Origin of the sequence: Escherichia sp. E10V5 (assembly GCF_004212315.1) — a bacterium.
Lineage (GTDB): Bacteria > Pseudomonadota > Gammaproteobacteria > Enterobacterales > Enterobacteriaceae > Escherichia.
In genome coordinates, this window is the sequence record NZ_RHJM01000045.1 from 1 (window position 1) to 22,797 (window position 22,797).

Here is a 22,797-nt window from a genome sequence, read left to right on the forward strand (position 1 = left end):
GAATTACCGATCCACTACACGTGGGTATCTGTGGTACGGATATTCACGCATTTGCCGGCAGACAGCCTTTTTTTAGCTACCCACGTGTATTAGGTCATGAAATATGCGCCGAAGCAGTTTCGCGAGGCAGCCAGTGCCAAACAGCACAGCCAGGCCAGCGCTATTCCGTTATCCCATGCATTCCGTGTGGCGAGTGCGCCGCCTGTCGGGAAGAGAAAACGAACTGCTGTGAACGTGTTTCGCTGTATGGCGTGCATCAGGATGGGGGTTTTAGTGAGTACCTTGCGGTACGTGAAGACAACCTTGTGCCGCTCCCTGACGAGGTCAGCGACAGCGCCGGCGCATTGGTTGAATGCTTCGCCATTGGAGCACATGCCGTTCGTCGGGCTGAGATCAAGGCTGCACAAAACGTACTGGTGATTGGCGCCGGGCCAATTGGTCTGGCTACCGCATCCATCGCCCAGGCTAAAGGGGCGCAGGTTGTTGTTGCTGATATTGATAGTCAACGTCGCCAGCACGTTGTGGATAATCTTGCTATTAATGCCTTCGATCCCACACAGGAAGATTTTATTACCGCGCTTCGTGAGGCTTTTGGCGGCGAACTGGCTTGCGTCGTACTTGATGCTACGGGAAATAAAGCCTCGATGAGTCAGGATGTCAATCTTATTCGTCATGGCGGCAAAATTGTTTTCATCGGTTTGTATATCGGTGAGCTCGTTATTGACGATCCAACCTTCCACAAAAAAGAGACAACGTTACTCAGCAGTCGTAATGCCACACGGGAAGATTTCGCGTTAGTTATTGAACTGATGCGCAGCAATAAAATTCATGAAAACTTAATGAAAAACCAGGAGTTTGATTTCTTTAATGTTGGCGAAAATTACCAACGTAACGTTGTAGAAAATAAAAATATGGTCAAGGGTGTGATCACTTTTTAAGGGAACAAAGATGACAACTGTTTATGTCGGTGAAGCAAATTTAAAATCACTGGTGCACCACAAATTATATACTGCCGGGCTGGATACTAACACCGCACAACAAGTTACGGATGTTTTAGTACATGCCGATATTACCGGTGTGCATTCTCACGGTGTTATGCGTGTCGAACATTATTGCACTCGCCTTGCTGCCGGAGGGTTAAATAAAACCGCGCAATTTAGTATTGAGCAAATATCACCGTCAGTGGCCATTCTCGACTCTGATGACGGGATGGGGCATTCAGCATTAATTAGCGCCACAGAGCACGCCATCAAACTGGCACAGGAAGAAGGTCTTGGGTTTGTTAGCGTTAAAAACGCCTCTCACTGTGGCGCGTTATCTTATTTTGCAGAGATGGTCACCAACCAAGGATTGATTGCTATCGTAATGACGCAAACCGATACCTGCGTAGCGCCTCATGGCGGTGCCGGGCGCTTTTTGGGAACTAACCCCATCGCCTTTGGCTTTCCGGTGGAAAACAGCCATCCGATGATTGTTGATATGGCGACCAGTGCCACGGCTTTCGGCAAAATACTTCATGCAAAGGAAACCGGAAAACATATTGGTGAAGGACTGGCGATAGATAAAGACGGTAATGGCACCACTGATCCGCATAAAATTGAAAACCTGTTACCTTTCGGTCAGCACAAAGGTTCAGGCATTGCGCTGGCTATAGATGCACTGACTGGCGTGCTGATGAATGCGAATTTTGGTAACCATATTGTTCGCATGTATGGCGATTATGACAAGATGCGTAAGCTGGCAAGTTTGGTTATTGCCATCGATCCGAAAAAGCTTGGCAATCCTGTTTTTGCTGAAACTATGGCGCAAATGGTCACGGAACTTCATGCCGTTAAACCGGTTCCTGGCGTTGAAAAAGTATTAGCACCGAACGATCCACAAATGCACTATAAAGAAAAATGTCAGCAGGAAGGTATTCCCGTTCCGGCAGGGATTTTCCATTATCTGACAGAGAATTAATAATCTCTTTTTATTCTAACGATAGAAAAGCGCTGTATTTATCGTTTCTGTTATATTAACCAGGAGCAGGATATGAAAGCACTTCGTCCTCTGACGGCATCGCTTATGCTGTTGACCAGTTGTTTATTAATTTCCAATACCACACTGGCAAAAACAACATTAAAACTCAGTCATAATCAGGATAAAAGCCATGCTGTCCATAAAGCATTAAGCTATTTAGCTGATAAAACCAAAGAATATTCTAATGGTGAACTAGTTATTCGTATTTACCCAAATGCGACATTGGGTAACGAGCGCGAATCACTGGAACTAATGAACTCTGGCGCATTGCAGATGGTGAAAGTGAATGCTGCGTCACTGGAATCTTTCGCCCCGGATTACAGTCTTTTCAGTCTGCCTTTCTTATTCCGCGACCGTGAGCATTATTATCGCGTTCTGCAAAGCGATTTAGGTAAACAAATACTCAAGTCATCAGAAAGCAAAGGTTTTGTGGGTATTACGTATTATGACGGCGGTGCGAGAAGTTTTTATTCCAATAAACCGATTACAAAACCTGAAGATTTAGCAGGAATGAAAATTAGGGTTCAACAAAGCCCCAGCGCCATTGCAATGATGAAAGCACTTGGCGGTGTCGCCACACCGATGGCTCAGGGAGAACTTTACACTGCGCTCCAGCAAGGTGTTGTTGATGGCGGAGAGAACAATACCGTTGTCTATTCTGATATGCGTCACGCCGAGGTGGCAAAAGTCTATTCACGTGATGAGCACACCATGGTGCCTGATGTGTTAATTATCAGCACCAATGTGTTGAATAAACTTGGCGACAAAGAGCGTACGGCATTATTAAAGGCAGCCGATGAATCAATGATGCAAATGAAAGATGTCATCTGGCCTGCCGCTGAAAAAGAAGCCTACGACAAAATGAAAGAGATGAACGCAACAGTGGTTGATGTTGATAAATCCGCTTTCAAAGAACGCGTAAAACCGCTATACGATGAATTTAAAGCAAAAGATGCACAATCGGCCAAAAACCTTGAGCAAGTAGAAAGTATGTAACCCCAATGGGCAGGTAATCCCTGCCCTTTCATGGAAGACTTATGCGCACACTCACTCATATTCTTAATAAGATCCTTGCCGGATGCTGCTGTATTATTCTCGCCATTATGGTGTTCTGCGTAACATGGCAAGTTATTGCTCGTTTTATTTTTAACGCTCCCAGCACCGTGCTTGATGAATTTACCCAGATTTTATTTATGTGGATGATTTTACTTGGCGGTGTATATACCGCTGGGTTAAAAAAACATCTGGCGATTGATTTGTTGGCTCAGAAACTTCCTGCGGCATCTGTTCTGACGCTTGACAGTTTTATCCAAATTATTATTACCGTTTTTGCAGTTATTTTTATGATCTATGGAGGAAACATTGTTGTTGAAAAAGCACAACATGTTGGACAAATTTCTCCTGTATTAAAATGGCCGATGGATAAGGTCTATTGGGTTATGCCTGCCAGTGGGCTTATTCTGGTCTGGTATTCAGTGATGAATATTATTGACAACTATCGTAAACGGAATTCTCATTAACGAGGGAAGTATGGACTTTGAATATATCTACCCCGTCTTAATTTTATTTGGCAGTTTTGCCGTCATGCTGGCAATAGGTGTGCCAATTACTTTTGCTATTGGCCTTTCTTCACTGTTATCTATTATTACTGCCTTACCTCCCGATGCCGCCATTTCTGTGATTTCGCAAAAAATGACAGTGGGACTGGATGGCTTTACGTTATTAGCCATTCCCTTTTTCGTGTTAGCCGGAAACATTATGAATACCGGAGGCATCGCCCGACGGCTGGTTAACCTGGCGCAAGCATTAGTTGGGCGTCTGCCTGGCTCACTGGCTCATTGTAATATCCTTGCAAACACGCTGTTTGGTGCTATTTCAGGTTCTGCTGTTGCGTCAGCCGCCGCGGTAGGTGGGATTATGTCACCACTGCAGGAAAAAGAGGGCTATGATCCGGCGTTCTCTGCGGCAGTGAATATTGCCTCTGCCCCCATTGGTCTGATGATCCCACCGAGCAATGTGTTGATTGTTTATTCCCTCGCCAGTGGAGGCACTTCTGTTGCAGCGTTGTTCTTAGCTGGATACTTGCCAGGCATTCTCACCGCTGCTGCTTTAATGTTTGTGGCGGCTCTTTATGCACGACGTAACCATTATCCAGTGGCAGAACGCATCAATTTTCGTCAGTTTTTGCAAATATTCCGTGAATCAATACCCAGCCTGATGCTTATTTTTATCATTATTGGCGGTATTATCGCGGGGGTATTTACGCCCACAGAAGCATCGGCAATAGCAGTAATTTATAGTTTATCCCTGGCGATGATTTACCGGGAAATCACCCTTAAGAAGCTCAATGATATTCTGTTAGATTCGGTGGTAACCAGTTCAATTGTTCTGTTACTGGTAGGCTGTTCGATGGGGATGTCATGGGCCATGACGAATGCTGATGTGCCTGAGTTAATCAACGAATTGATTACCAGCGTTTCGGATAACAAATGGGTCATTCTTCTTATCATTAATATCATTCTGTTGATCGTTGGCACCTTTATGGATATCACACCAGCGATCCTGATATTTACACCTATTTTTCTGCCGATCGCCCAACATCTGGGGATAGCTCCGATTCACTTCGGCATTATTATGGTTTTCAACTTAACCATCGGTCTTTGCACACCTCCTGTCGGTACCATTCTGTTTGTTGGTTGCAGTATTGGCAAGGTCAGTATCGACAAGGTAATAAGACCATTGCTGCCGATGTTTCTGGCATTGTTTGTGGTGATGGCAATGATTTGTTATTTCCCGCAGCTCAGCCTGATGCTGCCTGGGTTATTTTCAACCTGACAAACAGACGGGCCTGAATGATTCAGGCCCGTCTGTTTACGTCTTTACTCACTGTGAGGACTGCATATCGCCAGGAGATTTAATTGGTCCATTACGGTATCGGATTGACCAACAGCTGCCCTATCGAGCCGCGATCGGCCATTTCCAGCGTCTGGCTATTAAAGTAGAACGGGAAGTGCGCCCAGGAAGGCTGACCGAAATAGACAAGCAGCTCCACTTGTCCGTCGACCCAAACGGTATCTTTCCAGCCTCTGTCTTCCGGGAACGGCATTGCGCCGTTAACGTTGCGGATCTGGAACATCACGCCTTCAATATGGAACGCTTGCGGTTCATCTGCTCGTACGGTCCAGCGCTCCCACGTTCCTTGCTGCGCGGTGACATCAATACGGTTGACGTCCCACAGCTTTCCATTGATACCCGGGTCATCACTCAGACTGATATCACGGCTGCGAATCGGCGAACCGGCCATGATTTCGGTTGGCAGCAGGCGCATCGGAAGACTGTCTGTGACCAGCGGCAGAAGACCGGTTGGGCGCAGCGTTAGCACCAGCGTGGAAACCAGAATGCTGGATGGCTCAAAGAAGCCACGAATACGATCAACAATGCTCGCCGCTTCGCCACAGGTGATAGACACTTCATCACCGTTGCTCATATCCACCAGAATCTCGCGGCGCTCGCCCGGTGCCAGCGAAAGTTGCTTCACCGACACTGGCGCAGGCAGGAATCCCTGATCGCCAGAAATCACATGTAACGGGCGACCATCGCTCATCTGTAGTTGATAGCGACGAGAGTTCGACGCGTTCAGCAGTCGCAAGCGCACCCAACCACGCGAGACTTCAACGTACGGGCTTTGCACACCGTTGACCAATAACGTATCGCCAACAAAGCCGCCGCTTCCTGGCTCGCTGTATTCCGGCGTGCCAAAGTTATCCAGCCTTTTATCCTGGATAATGACTGGAAAATCATCCACGCCATAATGGTTAGGGATTGGCAGCGACTTGCTGACTTCATCTTCCACCAGCCACATTCCGGCAAGGCCGTTATAGACCTGCTGTGCCGTGCGGTTGGGGGTATTGGCGTGATACCACAAGGTCGCTGCGTTCTGGCGAATGGGGAGTACGGGCGCCCAGTCAGCGTTTGGCGACATCATGCGTGCCGGACCGCCCATCAGTGGGCCTGGCACCTGTAGCCCGGCCACCGTCATTGAGACATTTTCTGTCAGTCGGTTGCTGTAAATCAGCTTAACATCATCGCCCTTCCAGACGCGGATAGTCGGCCCAAGATAGCGACCATTGATACCCCAAACCGACGCGCGCGTTCCTGGCGTAAATGACCAGTGCGCACGCTGTACGGTCATAAACAGCGGTTGCCCACGGCGAGATTCAAGCAGCGGCGGAACGGGCAATGGTTGCTGTTGACCGGCTGCGCTGGCCTTCAGGGGGACAGCACCTGCACAGAGTGCAATCCCCGATGCCTGAATGAACTGACGCCGACTGAGTGACATATTTGCTCCATGTAAAACTGGCTAAAGTAATACCGTGCAGGAAAGTGTTCCCGCAAAAAACAGATTGCCGACTTAAACTTTTCCGGCGGCTTCGCGCTCTGCGACTTCTTTATCGAGCTCGGCGATTTTTTGTTCCATTATCGAACGACAATGGGCAGCCAGCTCGCGAACCTGATCTTTACCATATTGACTGACATCAATTGGCGGCAGCATTTCTACGATCACTAAACCATTATTCAGTCGGTTAAGATTAATCTTATTCGAAGTCGTGGAAACACACACGGGAATAATCGGAACGCCTGCGGCAATCGCAGCATGAAATGCCCCTGTTTTAAACGGCAGCAGACCGCGACCACGGCTGCGCGTTCCTTCCGGAAACATCCAGATGGAGATACGGCGTTTTTTGAAATGATTCACCACTTCGGCGATCGTGCCGTGCGCTTTAGTGCGATTGTTTCTGTCGATCAATAAGTTACCGGTTAACCAGTACAACTGCCCAAAGAAGGGGATCCATAGCAAACTCTTTTTACCCACAGTGACTGTCGGCGGCTGCACGATGTTTGATGCCGTCACCATGTCATAGTTGTTCTGGTGGTTAGCGATATAGATAGCATTGCCGTAGCTTTCAGCATCAGCAGGTTTGCGACATTCGACCTTCAGGCCGTACAGCGGCGCAAGACGACCAAACATATGCCCGAAGGTAGCCACATGCTTCGGATTACGCGGGCTGAAAAGGCAGTAAATAGAGCCGAATACACAGACTAAGATGCTGTAAATAACGGTAATAATAAGACGAAAGATATATAGCATAACACCCTCTGAAGATCTGAGAGACTGGCATTGTACGTCACCTGAAATCAGGTTAGGGCATTGTTAAAAGCCGCTCTCTGGAAAAACGTATTGTTAATCGCAACGCATGAATAAACAACGGTTTCAAGGGAATTTTTATTGTTTATACAGACTAAATGCGGCACCGGATGACGACTTCAACGTTTCATCCGGTTCACCTTTTTGACAGGAGAAGGTACGGCCCTCTCTTGCATTTTACTCTTCGCTGTCAGCACGCCGCGGGGAGTCAATCTCGACGCGGTCGATACGCTGTAAACCACGCATCAAGGTGCCGCGACGGCCACGCTCACCGGTCACTTTCAGCAACTCTTCCGGGCGCAGTTTGATTTTGCGTTTCCCGACATGAATCGTCAGCGTACTTTGTGGAGGCAGGACATACAGATGTGCAAGACCATCCTCGCCACGAGCGGCTTCTGCCGACGGGATGTTAATGATCTTGTTGCCTTTACCCTTCGACAGTTGCGGGAGCTCACTGACCGGGAACATCAGCATACGTCCAGCCAGAGTAATCGCCAGCAACATATCGGAAGGATCCTGAATCACCACTGGCGGCATAACATGCGCGTTTTCTGGCAGAGTAATCAGTGCCTTACCTGCACGGTTACGCGCCACCAGATCGTTAAAGGTACAGACGAATCCGTAACCTGCATCGGAAGCCATCAACAGTTTCTGATCGTCGCTTTCCATTAGCATGTGATCAACGGTAGCACCTGGCGGCAACGTCAGTTTACCGGTGAGCGGTTCGCCCTGACCACGCGCTGAGGGCAGCGTAATGGGGTCGATAGCGTAGCTGCGTCCGGTAGAGTCTACAAACACCACAGGCTGGTTACTCTTGCCTTTCACCGCAGCTTTGAAACTGTCACCCGCTTTGTAATTCAGACCAGGGGCGTCGATATCATGACCTTTGGCGCTACGCACCCAGCCCATCTGCGACAACACAATGGTAACCGGCTCAGACGGCAACATGTCGTGCTCGCTCATCGCTTTCGCTTCTTCGCGTTCCTGCAGCGGCGAACGGCGATCGTCACCATACGCTTGTGCGTCGGCCTGTAGCTCTTTTTTCAGCAGGTTATTCATTTTGCGCTCGGAAGCCAGAATGCCTTGCAACTGATCGCGCTCTTTTTCCAGCTCGTTCTGCTCACCGCGAATCTTCATCTCTTCCAGTTTGGCGAGGTGACGCAGTTTCAGTTCGAGAATCGCTTCCGCCTGAGTTTCCGTAATGCCGAAGCGCGACATCAGCGCCGGTTTCGGTTCATCTTCATTACGAATGATCTCAATCACTTCGTCGATGTTGAGAAATGCCACCAGCAAACCTTCGAGGATATGCAGGCGCTTGAGGACTTTCTCCAGACGATAGTTCAGACGGCGGCGTACGGTATCACGACGGAACACCAGCCATTCGGAGAGGATTTCCCGCAGGTTTTTCACCGCCGGACGCCCATCCAGACCGATCATATTGAGGTTAATACGATAGCTCTTTTCCAGATCGGTGGTGGCGAAGAGGTGATTCATCACCTGCTCCATATCCACGCGGTTGGAACGCGGCACGATCACCAGACGAGTCGGGTTCTCGTGGTCAGATTCATCGCGCAGATCGTCAACCATCGGCAGCTTCTTGTTGCGCATTTGCGCAGCAATCTGTTCCAGTACGCGCGCACCAGAAACCTGATGCGGTAATGCGCTGATAACCACCGCGCCATCTTCTTTCTTCCACACCGCGCGCATACGCACAGAACCGCGACCGTTCTCGTAGATTTTGCGGATCTCCGCTCGGGAGGTAATGATTTCCGCTTCGGTCGGGTAGTCCGGCCCCTGCACGATATCCAGTAACTGGTCGAGCGTGGTATTGGGCTGCTCAATTAAGGCGATTGCCGCCTGCGCGACTTCACGCAGGTTGTGCGGCGGAATATCCGTCGCCATGCCGACGGCAATGCCAGTGGTGCCGTTAAGTAAAATATTCGGCAAGCGGGCAGGGAGCATTTTCGGCTCTTGCAACGTGCCGTCGAAGTTTGGCACCCAATCCGCCGTTCCTTGCCCCAGTTCACTTAATAAAAGCTCGGAATATTTCGACAGGCGGGATTCGGTGTAACGCATTGCCGCGAACGATTTCGGATCGTCCGGCGCCCCCCAGTTCCCCTGCCCGTCCACCAGCGGATAACGGTAAGAGAATGGCTGCGCCATCAGCACCATCGCTTCATAGCAGGCGCTGTCGCCATGCGGATGGTATTTACCCAGTACGTCACCGACGGTACGAGCCGACTTTTTAAATTTGGCGGTAGCATTCAGGCCCAGTTCTGACATCGCATACACAATGCGGCGTTGAACGGGTTTCAGACCATCACCAATAAACGGCAACGCACGGTCCATGATCACGTACATGGAGTAGTTTAAGTAGGCGTTCTCCGTAAACTCATGCAGCGCAAGGCGCTCTGCCATATCGCTCATTAATTCTGATTCCTCAACTTATTCGCCAGCCTTCAAAGGGGCAATATTGCTGGAGATACTACATTATCTGCCGCGTCGAGTCACAGGAGATCAGCGTCATTAGCGCCGCCGGACGTGCTCCGGCGGCGATAAAGGCATCAATGTGCCTTGATATACAACTCTTTGCTGTGAACATAATCCTGAGGATTATGCAGCGGGAAACCGCCAACGTAGGGTTTAAGCAGTTTGATCAGCGGTTGATAGTAGATGGGAATGAGCGGAGCCTGCTGGTTGATAATGGCCTCGGCCTGTTGATACAGCACGTTACGTTTCCCCGCATCAGTGGTTTGCGCCGCCTGATTCAATATCGCGTCATACTGCGTGTTTTTCCAGTGACCGACGTTCTCTTCACTATCGCTTTTAAGCGTGTTCAGGAAAGTGGAAGCATCATTGTACGTCGCATCCCACGACTGCCGCGACAACATGAAATCACCGCTACGCCGGGCATCAAGATACGTTTTCCACTCCATCGTGCGCAGCGTCACCTGTGCGCCAAGCCATTTTTTCCATTCGGAAGACAAGGCTATCGCCGTTTTCTCATGCAGATCGTATTTGTTGTAGAACAGTTCAAAGCGTAGCGGGTGAGAGGCGTCGTATCCCGCCTGTTTCAGCAATGCTTTTGCCGTCGCCACGCGCTCACTCATTGGCTGTTGCAATTCATCGAACGTCGTCGCACTAAAAACTTCTATCTCTGGCGGCGTCAGCGTGGTTGCAGGCGTTCGCAGCCCGAGTACCTTTTGCGCGATTAACGGCCTGTCGACCGTCAGATATAGCGCCCGCCGGACACGAACATCGTCAAACGGCGGTTTCTGCGTGTTGAAATTGTAATATTCGCTGTTCAGACGCGGGATAATCTGCAGCTCGCCTGGCAACGATTTTTCGATAGCAGGAATTTGCTGCGCCGGAACCCAGGTCAGATCGACCTCTCCCACGCGATAACGGTTATAGCCAGTGACCGAATTATCCAGGGCCAGATACTCGACCTGCTGCAAAACGGTATGCTCTGCATCGCGGTACTTAGAATTTTTGCGAGCAGTAATCTTTTCGTTAACGACCCACTTATCAAGCACAAAGACACATTTGGCTCACAAGATTCCCCATCACACCAACGGCACATAAACATCCGTTTCCAGTCGCTGCTCTGTCATCCCTTCGGCAAGATTGGTGTAGTGAAACAGGAGCGGTGCTTTACGCATTTTCTCACCACTTTCAGGAAGCCAGCGGCGAATGATGGCCCAGATGGTATGAGATATGTTATCCGGATCGCCAACATGGCGGGCAACGGCATAGCGCCCCGAAGTAAGTTCACCATTACTCACGCCATAACGATTCTCCGGAATCGGTTCGTTAACACTGCCGCAGATATCAAAGCGAAACGCATCTGGTGCGGTGGTGGCAGGATCGTCCCAGGCGACGCCAAAGGTCTGGCTTTGATTAACAGGGGAAAGCCCCGTCTCTTTGCGCCACATGATAAATTTCGCCACACTGTAGTTGAGCAACTCAGGACTACCGCGATGCGGCAAAATCGCCACATGGGTGGATGGAAAATCGATAACACTTACTTTCAAGGTCTGGTTTTTCATTTTGCCTCCCTGCGAAATTATTCCCGGGAACGCGTCCCGGGAGCGGTAAAATTACGGGTTTACTTTGCGGATCTGTTTAACGTCAATTTCAACAGAGTTCCAGTCTTTATCCACTTCGCCCTGAATCTCAACCGTATCTTTCGGCGTTACCGTCACACCGTTCCAGCGTTTGTGGTCGATATCTACATTGATGGTGCCGCTGGCATCTTTGAACAGGTACAGATCGTCAGAGATGCGCTCAACGATATTCCCGCGCAAGGTTACCCAGGTGTCGTCACGCAGAGATTTCGCGTTTTCTACGTTAGTTACGCTGCCGTTCGGCCCCTGGAATCCTCCGGTCTGACTTTGTGTTGCCGATGGGCCAGAAAAACCACCCTGCTCTGCTGCCATTACCGGTGCGCTGCACAGGGCCATTACTGCAATTGCTGCTGCGAATTTTTTCATGTTTGTTACTCCCTTTAATGTCTGTTTCCGAGCATTAAACAAGATAGTCCTTAACAACTTCTTAAGGAAAAAAAAGAAAATTTAGGGCTGTACAGAGCACGTTACAACACGGTTTACTTGCAACAAATACAGTTATCGCAGGGATGAAAAGATGCGAATTTTACTGATAGAAGATGACATGCTGATTGGCGATGGCATCAAAACAGGTCTGAGTAAGATGGGTTTTAGCGTCGACTGGTTTACGGAAGGTCGTCAGGGAAAAGAGGCGCTCTATAGCGCACCTTACGACGCGGTAATTCTGGATTTAACCTTACCGGGAATGGATGGCCGCGATATTTTGCGCGAATGGCGAGAAAAAGGTCAACGTGAGCCGGTACTGATCCTGACCGCGCGCGACGCACTGGCGGAGCGCGTAGAAGGTTTGCGCCTGGGGGCCGACGATTATCTGTGCAAACCTTTTGCACTGATAGAAGTCGCCGCCCGGCTGGAAGCCCTGATGCGTCGAAGCAACGGGCAAGTCAGTAATGAGTTACACCACGGCAACGTAATGCTTGACCCCGGCAAACGTATCGCCACCCTGGCAGGTGAACCCTTAACGTTAAAACCAAAAGAATTTGCCCTGCTGGAACTCCTGATGCGCAACGCCGGTCGGGTACTGCCGCGCAAACTTATTGAAGAAAAACTGTATACCTGGGACGAAGAGGTCACCAGCAATGCCGTCGAAGTGCATGTGCATCATCTGCGGCGCAAACTCGGCAGTGACTTTATTCGTACCGTTCACGGTATAGGCTACACATTAGGTGAGAAATGAAATTTACCCAACGCCTTAGTCTGCGAGTCAGGCTGACGCTGATCTTTTTGATTCTGGCCTCGGTGACCTGGCTGCTTTCCAGTTTTGTCGCCTGGAAGCAAACAACGGATAACGTCGACGAGTTGTTCGATACCCAGTTAATGCTGTTTGCCAAACGGTTAAGTACGCTCGATCTCAACGAAATCAATGCGGCAGATCGTATGGCAAGAGCGCCGAAGAAATTCAAACACGGTCATGTAGATGATGATGCGCTAACCTTTGCCATCTTTACCCACGATGGAAAAATGGTGCTCAACGATGGCGACAACGGGGAGGATATTCCCTATCACTATCAACGTGAAGGATTTACTAACGGTCAACTGGTAGATGAAGATGATCCCTGGCGTTTTGTCTGGATGACGTCGTCTGATGGTAAATACCGCATCGTTGTAGGTCAGGAATGGGAATACCGTGAAGACATGGCGCTGGCGATTGTCGCCGGGCAATTGATCCCGTGGCTCGTTGCGTTACCCATTATGTTAATCATCATGATGGTACTGCTGGGTCGTGAACTCTCGCCGCTGAACAAACTGGCGCTTGCGCTACGTTTGCGCGATCCCGACTCAGAAAAACCACTTAACACCGCAGGTGTACCCAGCGAAGTGCGTCCACTGGTCGAGTCGCTGAATCAACTGTTCGATCGTACACATGCGATGATGATCCGTGAGCGGCGCTTTACCTCTGATGCAGCTCACGAACTGCGCAGCCCATTAACGGCGCTGAAAGTGCAAACCGAAGTCGCACAGCTTTCCGATGATGATCCACGGGCACGGAAAAAAGCACTAATGCAATTACATTCGGGGATCGATCGCGCTACCCGCCTGGTTGATCAATTGCTCACCCTGTCGCGGCTGGATTCGCTGGATAATCTTCAGGACGTCACGGAGATTCCGCTTGAGGATCTCCTGCAATCGGCAGTGATGGATATCTACCACACGGCGCAGCAGGCAAAAATTGACGTGCGGCTGACGCTCAATGCCCACGGCATCAAACGCACCGGGCAACCGCTATTGCTAAGTCTACTGGTCCGAAATCTGCTGGATAACGCAGTACGTTACAGTCCACAGGGCAGCGTGGTGGACGTCACTCTGAATGCAGATAATTTCACCGTAAGAGACAACGGCCCCGGTGTGACGCCAGAGGCACTGGCGCGAATTGGTGAACGTTTCTACCGCCCCCCTGGACAAACCGCTACCGGCAGCGGGCTTGGGCTGTCGATTGTCCAGCGAATCGCCAAATTGCATGGCATGAATGTTGTGTTTGGGAATGCGGAACAAGGTGGATTTGAGGCGAAGGTGGGCTGGTAGTGCATATGTCTATGAGAGCCGTTTAAACAGCTCTCATAGATATTCTTAATAGCAAAATATAAGCTGTCCCCAAAAAAGCCACCAACCACAAACCAGACAAATAACGAGCGAGAATACATATAGCCAAAACTCGAACATTTCCCGCACAAAGAGTTTTCTTAAGATGATAATAATAAGTGGCGTCAGAAGAAAAAACGCGGCTATCACTGCTTGTAATATACGTTCTTCGCCTGATACGGAAGGTATATTGCAAATATTGTCTCCCGACTCAAGCATCCAGTCATACTCATTGAAAGCAAAGAAATTTTTTGCCAACCAAAAAGAAAGGATAATATATAACAGAGCTTCGAATATTGTTTGAATTTTCTGCTTTAACATATGTTAGCACTCTCTAAAAAAGTCCAATCTGAACTCTGATTTTCGATATCCTCCAGTAAATCTATTTATAATTATCTGCATCACACGCTGATAATTTCATTTTTGCTTATTCGACCTTCAACGCCATAATTATCAGCTCGCAGAAAATCTGCACCAAACCTGTAAGTTAATCCTGTACCAAGGGGAATTATGAGAAATTGCTATCAGTATTGTCATTTTCAGAAAATATTTATCCTGCATCGGTGAGTCAGAGCAAAATCAAACTTTTGCAAAATTCGCAAAAGACTTTGCACATTTTGCTAATTTCACCGCACCGCTCTGTGACGTACTATAGTCGGCAAACGTCTCACCTTGAGGATAAAAAATGAGCAACACCCTGATTATCAACGGCGCGAAAAAATTCGCCCACTCCAATGGTCAACTGAACGACACCCTGACCGAAGTCGCGGATGGCACGCTGCGCGACCTCGGGCATGATGTCCGCATCGTTCGCGCCGACAGCGACTACGATGTCAAAGCCGAAGTACAAAACTTTCTCTGGGCTGATGTGGTGATCTGGCAGATGCCAGGCTGGTGGATGGGCGCACCGTGGACGGTGAAGAAATATATCGATGATGTGTTCACCGAAGGTCACGGCACGCTGTATGCCAGCGATGGTCGTACCCGCAAAGATCCGTCGAAAAAATACGGTTCTGGCGGCCTGGTACAGGGCAAAAAATATATGCTTTCCCTGACCTGGAACGCACCAATGGAAGCCTTCACCGAAAAAGACCAATTCTTCCACGGCGTTGGCGTTGACGGCGTGTATCTGCCGTTCCATAAAGCAAACCAATTCCTGGGTATGGAACCGCTGCCGACATTTATCGCTAATGATGTGATAAAAATGCCTGATGTTCCCCGCTATACTGAAGAATATCGCAAGCATCTTGTAGAGATTTTTGGTTAACTAGGGCTCTGGCTTTAGAAGGAGTTAACCATGATTACAGTAATCGCAGAAATCCGTACTCGTCCTGGTCAACATCACCGTCAGGCGGTATTGGATCAATTTGCTAAAATCGTTCCAACCGTACTGAAGGAAGAAGGTTGCCACGGCTATGCGCCGATGGTGGATTGCGCTGCTGGCGTGAGTTTCCAGTCTATGGCGCCGGACTCTATCGTGATGATTGAGCAGTGGGAAAGCATCGCGCATCTTGAAGCGCACTTGCAGACCCCGCACATGAAAGCGTACAGCGAGGCCGTAAAAGGCGATGTGCTGGAGATGAATATCCGCATCCTGCAACCGGGGATTTAACATTCCTGAAAAGAGGCCGGTGTTGCTACCGGCCTCAGGTCAGATTAGCCATTCTTTCTTCCCGTTTTCAAACCCCGATGGAAATCGTTAATTCGCTTAATGGTTTTAACCGCACGCTGCGGCATCGCGGAAGCCACCGACCAGACAATCATTTCCAGGCACAACAATACCGTACCATGTAGTGGCGTTTTCCCCTTTTCATCCCCGCGCGGAACATGAATCACGATACTGGCGTCTTTGCTAAAACGTGAATCCAGCGCGTTTGTCAGCAAAATAACAGGGATCCCCAGCCGTCTCGCTTCACGCAGCGTTGTCAGCCCTTCCCGATGCGCAGATTTTTGCGCCATCATGATCAGAACATCACCTCGCTGAAGCGCGATCAATTGCTCGGCAAGGCCAATACCCGTACGGTTTAGCGCCGTGGCAGGCAAGCCTATGCGGTTGAATAGTCGTGCGGTATAGTCCGCCAGAATCCCCGAAGCGCCAATGCCAAAAATTACGACTTGCCGTGCCTGCACCAACAACGCTACCGCTTGCGCAAGCGCGTGGCGGTTTTCAGGCTCTGACAGGACATTACAGGTATACAAATGCCCTTCAAGAACAAAGTCGATTGCGGTGTTAACATCGCTCGTCAAGTTACTCACCGTCGTAGACATCTTTTCGCTGGAACTAAGGGCTGGACCAAGCCACTGTTCCAGAGTGCGTTTCAAATCGCGCAGCCCGGCAAATCCCAGGGCCTGGATAGCCCGAATCACTGTGGCATCGGAAGTATTCAACGTGGCCGCAATTTCCATCGCCGTTTGCTCGAGTACCACTTCACGATGCTCATTAATGTAGCTGGCGACGGCTCTTAACCCAGGCGTTAACTGACTCGCGCGAGTGCGAAAACGCTCACCATAAATATCAACCCGCGTTTTGTCTTTCTGAATCATTTGGCCTCCGGTAGAGGTCGTCCCGCAATTTGTGATTGTATCTGCGCAGCCATCAGTCCCAGAGATGCAAAGGAGTTAGAAATCGCCTCTTCACGAGAAATCAACACATAGCGCCCTGAACGACAGGCCGTCAGAAACTGACACCACCCCGGCATGACTTTTTCCATTGCTGCCAGCTCATCCTGAGGTTTACCACCAGTGTCGCCGCGCCAGGTTGCAAAAACAAAATCGGCATCCAGTTCAGGCAAACGCTCCGCGCTCACATCCATTCGCCCACCTTCAGGAATGCTCTCAATCAGCGGTGGAAAGCGAAAACCAGCATCGCGTAATACCCGCCCCAGCGAATGATAGCTATGCATCACATTAATTTTTCCCTGATTTGCCTGAATCACCGATACCGTTATTTTTTGGCTGTCCAGCGTCGCCTTCAGCGCATTGATTTGTGCCTGATAGCGGCGTTCAAGTATCGCCAGCTGCGCCTGTGTTCCTGTAAGTTCTGCCAGCTTGCGGTAGATTTCTGGCGCCCCCCCTTTGAGATGATCAATGCTCACCGTGGGCGCAATTTTTTCCAGTTGTTCAATAGGCGTATTACGGGTCGGTTCTGTGATGATCAGGTCAGGCTTTGCCGCCACAATCGCTTCAATATCAATGTCGGCTGTTCCAATGAAGGCGATCGATGAATTATCGAAGTCGACACCTGTCAGTAATGCGCCTGATCGAATGAAATGGCTACCGTCAGGCCGTGTTCGCCCGTGGCTGGCGACAGGAGGTACACCAAGCTCAATCAGAGGAATAGTGATATCAAGATCGTGTAAAGAGACAATTCTCTTTGGATGTGCGGGCACTGTGACTTTGCGCCCTAAATCATCGGTAAACACCTGAACAGGTTCTGTCGCGCGGGCAAAAAATGACAACAGTATCAGCAGAGAAAAAAATAAACGCATACAACTCCCGTTAAAAACTGTTCCTGCGCTGCCAGAGCAGTAGCAAAAAGAATGGTCCACCAATCAATGAAATAATGATTCCGGCAGGCAGTTGCAAAGGCAAAAAAGCCAAACGACCAATGCTATCCGCCAGGATGACTAACAACGCCCCCGATACGGCGCTCCCCAGCAGTAATGTCGTCTGCCCGCCACGTAGAATAAAACGTGATATATGGGGGGCTATCAATCCGACAAAACCGATGTTACCAACACACGAAACGCAGACGGCTGTCAGGATTATTGGTGCGGCTACACGTAACAACGCCAGACGAGAACTATTCACCCCTAACCCGGTTGCAACCTGATGACCAAGCAGAGCGATATCCGCCGTCCTGGCGGTGAACAGCAATAAAAGAGCGGCTGGCAACATCCAACAGGCTGAAATACCGACTAACATCCAGTTAGCTGCATGCAGGCTTCCCGATAACCACATCAATGCAGTTTGTACATCTCGAACATCTGCAGTGGTCATAAATACACCGATACCGGCGGCGAAAAACCAGGAAACACCAATACCAATCAGAACAAATCGCGGGCGGGAAATATCGCGCGCACAAAAAATCACGATTAAAGCCACCAACAAGCCACCAGCAAGACCAGCCACTGGACGCCAGAACATTCCCAGCATTGGAAACTGGAAGATCAGCCACAGCACCGCCACGCTACATCCTTCTTTGACGCCGATTAAACCGGGATCGGCAAGGCCGTTACGCGCAATGGATTGCATTGCGGCCCCCGCCATACCTAACATGGCTCCGCATAGCAATGCCATGATGACTCTCGGCAAGCGAATATCCTGCACAATATAACGTGCGTCTGTGCTTACGTTTTCTGGAGCAAACAACGCTCGCCCTACTTCCGATGCCGGGACAGAGAAAGAGCCATGCATCAGACCGAATATCAGTATTCCAACCGCAAACAGAAACAGCCCACCAAGCAACACCAGATTTTTAGGGCGTACCAGCGTCGAAAACTTACCAACACGTAGTGGGCGTAGCCCGACGTTCATTATCCGACTCATTTGAACATCCTCGTCGCCATAATGACAAAAACGGGCGCACCAACTAACGCAGTCATGACACCGGTCGCTAACTCATGGGGCGTGAAAAGCGTCCGGGCACTAATATCTGCCAGTAATAACAATAAGGCACCGACACAGGCTGAAAGAGGGAGCAGAACGCGCAGATCCGCTGATACCAGACGCCGGACAATCTGCGGTACCAACAGGCCGACAAAACCAATGGGGCCAGCAATCGATACGGCTGCGCCACAGAGCAACGCGATCGCAAGCAGGGTGAATGTTCGCGTGCGTAGTACCGAGACGCCCAGCCCCTGCGCCATGCGATCGCCCAGTGCCAACATGTTAAGAGAGGGCGCAAGGTAAAGGGCTAACACAAATCCTCCCAGAGAAAACCAGGCGGACGTACCCAGCGTCACCCAATCCTGCCCTGCTAAATCACCAGCTAGCCATGTCCGCATTGCCAGCAAGGTTTGTTCGTCAAGAATCAGGATTGCCGCCGTTATTGAGGACACGAACGCCGATAGCGCCACGCCGCATAAGGTAACTTTCATTGGCGTCAACCCTGAACGCCCTGCGGAGGAAAGCAGCAATATCAACAGGAACAATAACGCGCCTCCCGCAGATGCCAGCAGTGGACGTCCAACAGGAAAGGCCAGTCCAAGCGCGCTGGCTGCAACGACAGCGAGGGCGGCTCCGGCATTTAAGCCTAAAATATGTGGCTCTCCCAATGGGTTACGAATGACAGCCTGCAACAAAGCACCAGCAACACCAAGAGAAGCACCGGTGAGCAATGCTGCAGCTAAACGCGGCAAACGCAGTCTTACAATCACGTTGTGATCGAAGTTTTGCGGTTCAAAATGAAGAAATGACTGCAACACCGTTTGTGGTGCAATAAATCGGGCACCTATCCCTGGATATACCACGCATCCCACCAACAGTAAGGCGAGGAAAAAAACAGTAACCAGCCCCGTGCGCATCATACTTTTTCTACACCACGAAACGGCATGAAGAACGGTTTCCCCGTCAGAGGATTTATTGATGCGTGAACATCAACATCAAAAACCGCTTTTACCAGCTCAGGCGTGCAATGTTCCCCCTCATTCAACACACGCACCACTTTCCCCTGGCGTAAAAATATCAGCGTATCGCCATAATTCACGGCAAAATTCAGATCATGCAACACCACGACGACTGTACGCCCGTGATGACGCGTTAAATCATGTAATAACTCAAGAATTTCAACCTGATAACGTAAATCAAGCCAGGTTGTGGGTTCATCCAGCAGGATATAAGGCGTCTTTTGCGCCAACACCATCGCAATCCAGCAACGCTGGCGCTGCCCACCAGAGAGTTTTTCAACAGGTAAATGTGCAAACTCCTGCGTACCGGTTAATTTCAGAGCCTCTTCTACCGCCTGCTCATCGGCGTCGCTCCATTGACGTATGAAATTTTGCCAGGGAAAACGCCCACGCGACACCAGTTCATAAACGGTTAAGCCCTCCGGCAATAATGGCGACTGCGGCAAGATCCCAAGTCTACGGGATAACGCTTTCGTTGGTTGCTCGTGAATCGCTTTACCATCCAGCAATATCGCGCCACCCATGGGTTGCAAGATACGTGCAATGGTACTGAGCAACGTCGACTTTCCACAGCCGTTTGCCCCAACCAGAACGGTCATTTTTTCTGTGGGAACGGAGAAAGAAACACCATCAACAATGATTTTCTTGTGATACCCGGCAGAAACATTGTCGAGGATCAGCCCCTGCCCTTTTGCGTTATGTGCCACGTGTACGCCAACTTAATCAAAGACAAACAAAAATAAAACTCATTCTCCTTTGAGAGTTTGACGCCACAAAATGTAGTAGTCAAGAAGTTAAAAGCCATACAAAAACAAGGTAAATAACAGGTGAAATATTTTTAAAAATAAAAATAAAATCATTAAATATTAACAGGTTAACATCAATTTAATTGCATTAACCTCTCATAAAAACACATGTAGCAATTTTTTGTTATTTCTCATTTACTACTACATCACCGCATGATTGAATGATTCTCAATTACATATCCGATGGCGAAATAACAAACGGATAGTGCTTAGTGAGCAACAAGAAACAATTTTCACTCGCGACAATCCGTGAGTTTTTGGGATAACAGACTAAATGGCTAAGTTCACACCTTCATTCTCAGGAATCAAAGGTCGGGCGCTCTTTTCACTGCTCTTTGCAGCACCGATGATTCATGCAACCGACACTGTAACGACCAAAGATGGCGAAACAATCACTGTTACAGCGGATGCAAATACCGCAACTGAGGCGACCGATGGTTATCAACCCCTGAGCACCTCCACGGCGACATTAACCGATATGCCGATTCTAGATATCCCGCAGGTGGTCAATACGGTTAGCGATCAGGTTCTGGAAAATCAGAATGCGACGACGCTGGATGAGGCGCTTTATAACGTCAGTAACGTGGTACAGACCAATACATTAGGCGGAACTCAGGACGCCTTTGTACGTCGTGGGTTTGGTGCTAACCGGGATGGCTCCATCATGACCAATGGTCTGCGAACCGTACTTCCTCGTAGCTTCAACGCTGCAACAGAACGCGTGGAAGTGCTAAAAGGCCCGGCCTCCACGCTGTATGGCATTCTCGATCCTGGCGGACTGATTAACGTCGTGACAAAGCGCCCGGAAAAAACATTCCATGGTACTGTCTCAGCCACTTCCTCCAGTTTTGGCGGAGGCATTGGGCAACTGGATATCACAGGCCCCATTGAAGGTACTCAGCTGGCATATCGCCTGACGGGGGAAGTGCAGGATGAAGATTACTGGCGGAATTTCGGTAAAGAGCGCAGCACATTTATTGCCCCATCACTCACCTGGTTTGGTGATAATGCAACAGTAACCATGCTCTATTCACATCGGGATTATAAAACGCCGTTCGATCGTGGAACGATTTTCGACCTTACAACGAAACAGCCCGTCAACGTTGATCGAAAAATACGTTTCGACGAACCGTTTAATATTACAGATGGTCAGTCCGATCTGGCGCAACTCAACGCAGAATATCATCTCAATAGCCAGTGGACAGCGCGCTTTGATTACAGCTACAGCCAGGATAAATACAGCGATAATCAGGCTCGTGTTACCGCGTATGATGCAACGACAGGAACGCTGACACGGCGTGTTGATGCAACTCAGGGATCTACCCAGCGTATGCATTCTACTCGTGCGGATCTGCAAGGGAATGTTGATATTGCTGGATTCTATAATGAGATTCTGGGTGGGGTGTCATATGAATATTATGATCTTCTGCGCACAGATATGATTCGCTGTAAAAACGCTAAAGATTTCAATATCTACAACCCCGTTTATGGCAATACCAGCAAATGCACAACGGTTTCGGCGTCGGACAGCGATCAGACGATCAAACAGGAGAGCTACTCAGCTTATGTACAGGATGCGCTCTATCTGACAGATAACTGGATTGCCGTCGCCGGGATCCGCTATCAGTATTACACGCAATATGCGGGTAAAGGCCGTCCTTTTAATGTCAATACTGACAGCCGCGATGAACAATGGACGCCCAAACTGGGGTTGGTCTACAAACTGACGCCATCGGTATCTTTATTTGCCAATTATTCGCAAACATTTATGCCGCAATCGTCAATTGCCAGCTACATTGGCGATCTTCCACCGGAATCATCTAATGCTTACGAAGTCGGGGCAAAATTCGAGCTGTTCGATGGTATAACCGCAGATATTGCGCTGTTTGATATCCATAAACGTAATGTGTTGTATACCGAAAGTATTGGTGATGAAACCATCGCCAAAACGGCGGGCCGCGTTCGTTCAAGAGGGGTAGAAGTCGACCTTGCAGGAGCATTAACAGAAAACATTAATATCATTGCCAGCTACGGCTATACCGATGCTAAGGTTCTGGAAGATCCTGATTATGCAGGAAAACCATTGCCGAATGTTCCTCGTCATACCGGTTCGCTATTCCTGACCTATGACATTCATAACATGCCTGGCAATAACACACTGACGTTTGGCGGTGGCGGACATGGCGTAAGCCGTCGTTCGGCAACCAATGGGGCTGACTATTATCTGCCAGGCTATTTTGTTGCCGATGCCTTCGCCGCATACAAAATGAAATTGCAGTATCCAGTCACTCTGCAATTAAACGTCAAAAACCTGTTTGATAAAACGTATTACACCTCTTCCATCGCCACAAATAATCTGGGTAATCAGATTGGCGATCCGCGTGAAGTACAATTCACGGTGAAAATGGAATTTTGACTAGTCCTGATATAAG

21 protein-coding genes and 1 pseudogene are annotated in these 22,797 nt (G+C 49.4%); 10 read left to right on the forward strand and 12 right to left on the reverse strand.

The window, feature by feature from the left end; translation table 11 throughout:
* The 5 genes from D9738_RS23170 to D9738_RS23190 form a co-directional block, all read left to right on the forward strand.
* Positions 1–938, forward strand: a 938-nt coding sequence (locus D9738_RS23170; protein ID WP_171021421.1) for a zinc-binding alcohol dehydrogenase family protein, incomplete at its 5' end; no start/stop codon positions are given.
* Positions 939–948: 10 nt separating this feature from the next.
* Positions 949–1,959, forward strand: a complete 1,011-nt coding sequence (locus D9738_RS23175) for an Ldh family oxidoreductase (RefSeq protein WP_130210325.1) — start codon at positions 949–951, stop codon at positions 1,957–1,959.
* 72 nt (positions 1,960–2,031) lie between these two features.
* Positions 2,032–3,015 carry a TRAP transporter substrate-binding protein gene (locus D9738_RS23180; protein ID WP_130210327.1) on the forward strand — a complete coding sequence of 328 codons (984 nt, stop codon included), beginning with the start codon at positions 2,032–2,034 and terminating at the stop codon, positions 3,013–3,015.
* A 41-nt stretch (positions 3,016–3,056) separates the two neighbouring features.
* On the forward strand, positions 3,057–3,539 hold the full coding sequence (locus tag D9738_RS23185; RefSeq protein WP_130210329.1) for a TRAP transporter small permease: 483 nt from the start codon (positions 3,057–3,059) through the stop codon (positions 3,537–3,539).
* Between the two features lie 10 nt (positions 3,540–3,549).
* Positions 3,550–4,854 carry a TRAP transporter large permease subunit gene (locus tag D9738_RS23190; protein WP_130261288.1) on the forward strand — a complete coding sequence of 435 codons (1,305 nt, stop codon included), beginning with the start codon at positions 3,550–3,552 and terminating at the stop codon, positions 4,852–4,854.
* A 91-nt stretch (positions 4,855–4,945) separates the two neighbouring features.
* Here D9738_RS23190 and ftsP read toward each other — a convergent pair whose 3' ends face one another.
* The 6 genes and pseudogenes from ftsP to ygiW all read right to left on the reverse strand — a co-directional run bounded on the left by ftsP (position 4,946) and on the right by ygiW (position 11,718).
* On the reverse strand, positions 4,946–6,358 hold the full coding sequence (gene ftsP, locus D9738_RS23195; RefSeq protein WP_130210333.1) for a cell division protein FtsP: 1,413 nt from the start codon (positions 6,356–6,358) through the stop codon (positions 4,946–4,948).
* A 72-nt stretch (positions 6,359–6,430) separates the two neighbouring features.
* Positions 6,431–7,168 (reverse strand): 1-acylglycerol-3-phosphate O-acyltransferase, encoded by a 738-nt coding sequence (plsC, locus tag D9738_RS23200; RefSeq protein WP_000965725.1) that lies wholly within the window; start codon positions 7,166–7,168, stop codon positions 6,431–6,433.
* A gap of 234 nt (positions 7,169–7,402) precedes the next feature.
* Entirely contained in the window at positions 7,403–9,652 is a 2,250-nt protein-coding gene (gene parC, locus D9738_RS23205) for a DNA topoisomerase IV subunit A (RefSeq protein WP_130261289.1), read from the reverse strand.
* 137 nt (positions 9,653–9,789) lie between these two features.
* A pseudogene (locus tag D9738_RS23210) lies at positions 9,790–10,764 on the reverse strand (ABC transporter substrate-binding protein); the annotation flags it as partial.
* A gap of 27 nt (positions 10,765–10,791) precedes the next feature.
* Positions 10,792–11,274: a GyrI-like domain-containing protein gene (locus D9738_RS23215; protein ID WP_130210337.1), complete on the reverse strand. Its 483-nt coding sequence runs from the start codon at positions 11,272–11,274 to the stop codon at positions 10,792–10,794.
* Positions 11,275–11,325: 51 nt separating this feature from the next.
* On the reverse strand, positions 11,326–11,718 hold the full coding sequence (ygiW, locus tag D9738_RS23220) for an OB fold stress tolerance protein YgiW (protein WP_096251400.1): 393 nt from the start codon (positions 11,716–11,718) through the stop codon (positions 11,326–11,328).
* Positions 11,719–11,869: 151 nt separating this feature from the next.
* Between ygiW and qseB the strand changes: the two genes are divergently transcribed.
* A complete protein-coding gene (gene qseB, locus D9738_RS23225) occupies positions 11,870–12,529 on the forward strand; it encodes a quorum sensing response regulator transcription factor QseB (protein WP_130261290.1) in 660 nt (219 codons plus the stop codon).
* Positions 12,526–13,875, forward strand: coding sequence for a quorum sensing histidine kinase QseC (gene qseC / locus D9738_RS23230; protein WP_130261291.1), 1,350 nt, complete (start codon positions 12,526–12,528; stop codon positions 13,873–13,875). Before qseB ends, qseC begins: the two co-directional genes overlap by 4 nt.
* Positions 13,876–13,920: 45 nt before the next feature.
* Here the strand turns inward: qseC and D9738_RS23235 are convergent, their stop codons facing one another.
* Positions 13,921–14,253, reverse strand: coding sequence for a DUF2645 family protein (locus tag D9738_RS23235; protein ID WP_130261292.1), 333 nt, complete (start codon positions 14,251–14,253; stop codon positions 13,921–13,923).
* A 364-nt stretch (positions 14,254–14,617) separates the two neighbouring features.
* Between D9738_RS23235 and mdaB the strand changes: the two genes are divergently transcribed.
* Together mdaB and D9738_RS23245 are read left to right on the forward strand one after the other, a co-directional pair.
* Entirely contained in the window at positions 14,618–15,199 is a 582-nt protein-coding gene (gene mdaB, locus D9738_RS23240; protein ID WP_000072420.1) for an NADPH:quinone oxidoreductase MdaB, read from the forward strand.
* A gap of 30 nt (positions 15,200–15,229) precedes the next feature.
* On the forward strand, positions 15,230–15,544 hold the full coding sequence (locus D9738_RS23245; RefSeq protein ID WP_000633737.1) for a putative quinol monooxygenase: 315 nt from the start codon (positions 15,230–15,232) through the stop codon (positions 15,542–15,544).
* 44 nt (positions 15,545–15,588) lie between these two features.
* On the opposite strand, the gene D9738_RS23250 is transcribed toward D9738_RS23245, so the two are convergent.
* Genes D9738_RS23250 through D9738_RS23270 form a run of 5 tightly spaced genes read right to left on the reverse strand, consistent with a single transcriptional unit; the run spans position 15,589 to position 20,266 of the window.
* Positions 15,589–16,476: a MurR/RpiR family transcriptional regulator gene (locus D9738_RS23250; RefSeq protein WP_130261293.1), complete on the reverse strand. Its 888-nt coding sequence runs from the start codon at positions 16,474–16,476 to the stop codon at positions 15,589–15,591.
* Positions 16,473–17,420, reverse strand: a complete 948-nt coding sequence (locus tag D9738_RS23255) for an iron-siderophore ABC transporter substrate-binding protein (protein ID WP_130261294.1) — start codon at positions 17,418–17,420, stop codon at positions 16,473–16,475. Before D9738_RS23255 ends, D9738_RS23250 begins: the two co-directional genes overlap by 4 nt.
* 10 nt (positions 17,421–17,430) lie before the next feature.
* Positions 17,431–18,468, reverse strand: coding sequence for an iron ABC transporter permease (locus D9738_RS23260; protein WP_001490512.1), 1,038 nt, complete (start codon positions 18,466–18,468; stop codon positions 17,431–17,433).
* A gap of 8 nt (positions 18,469–18,476) precedes the next feature.
* A complete protein-coding gene (locus D9738_RS23265; protein ID WP_130261295.1) occupies positions 18,477–19,460 on the reverse strand; it encodes an iron ABC transporter permease in 984 nt (327 codons plus the stop codon).
* The gene (locus D9738_RS23270) at positions 19,457–20,266 is read right to left on the reverse strand and encodes an ABC transporter ATP-binding protein (RefSeq protein ID WP_130261296.1); all 810 of its coding nucleotides are present in this window, start codon (positions 20,264–20,266) and stop codon (positions 19,457–19,459) included. The genes D9738_RS23265 and D9738_RS23270 overlap by 4 nt, the downstream gene beginning before the upstream one ends.
* 373 nt (positions 20,267–20,639) lie before the next feature.
* Here D9738_RS23270 and D9738_RS23275 point away from each other — a divergent pair, with 373 nt between their 5' ends.
* Positions 20,640–22,781 (forward strand): TonB-dependent siderophore receptor, encoded by a 2,142-nt coding sequence (locus tag D9738_RS23275; RefSeq protein ID WP_130261297.1) that lies wholly within the window; start codon positions 20,640–20,642, stop codon positions 22,779–22,781.
* Positions 22,782–22,797: the final 16 nt, after the last annotated feature.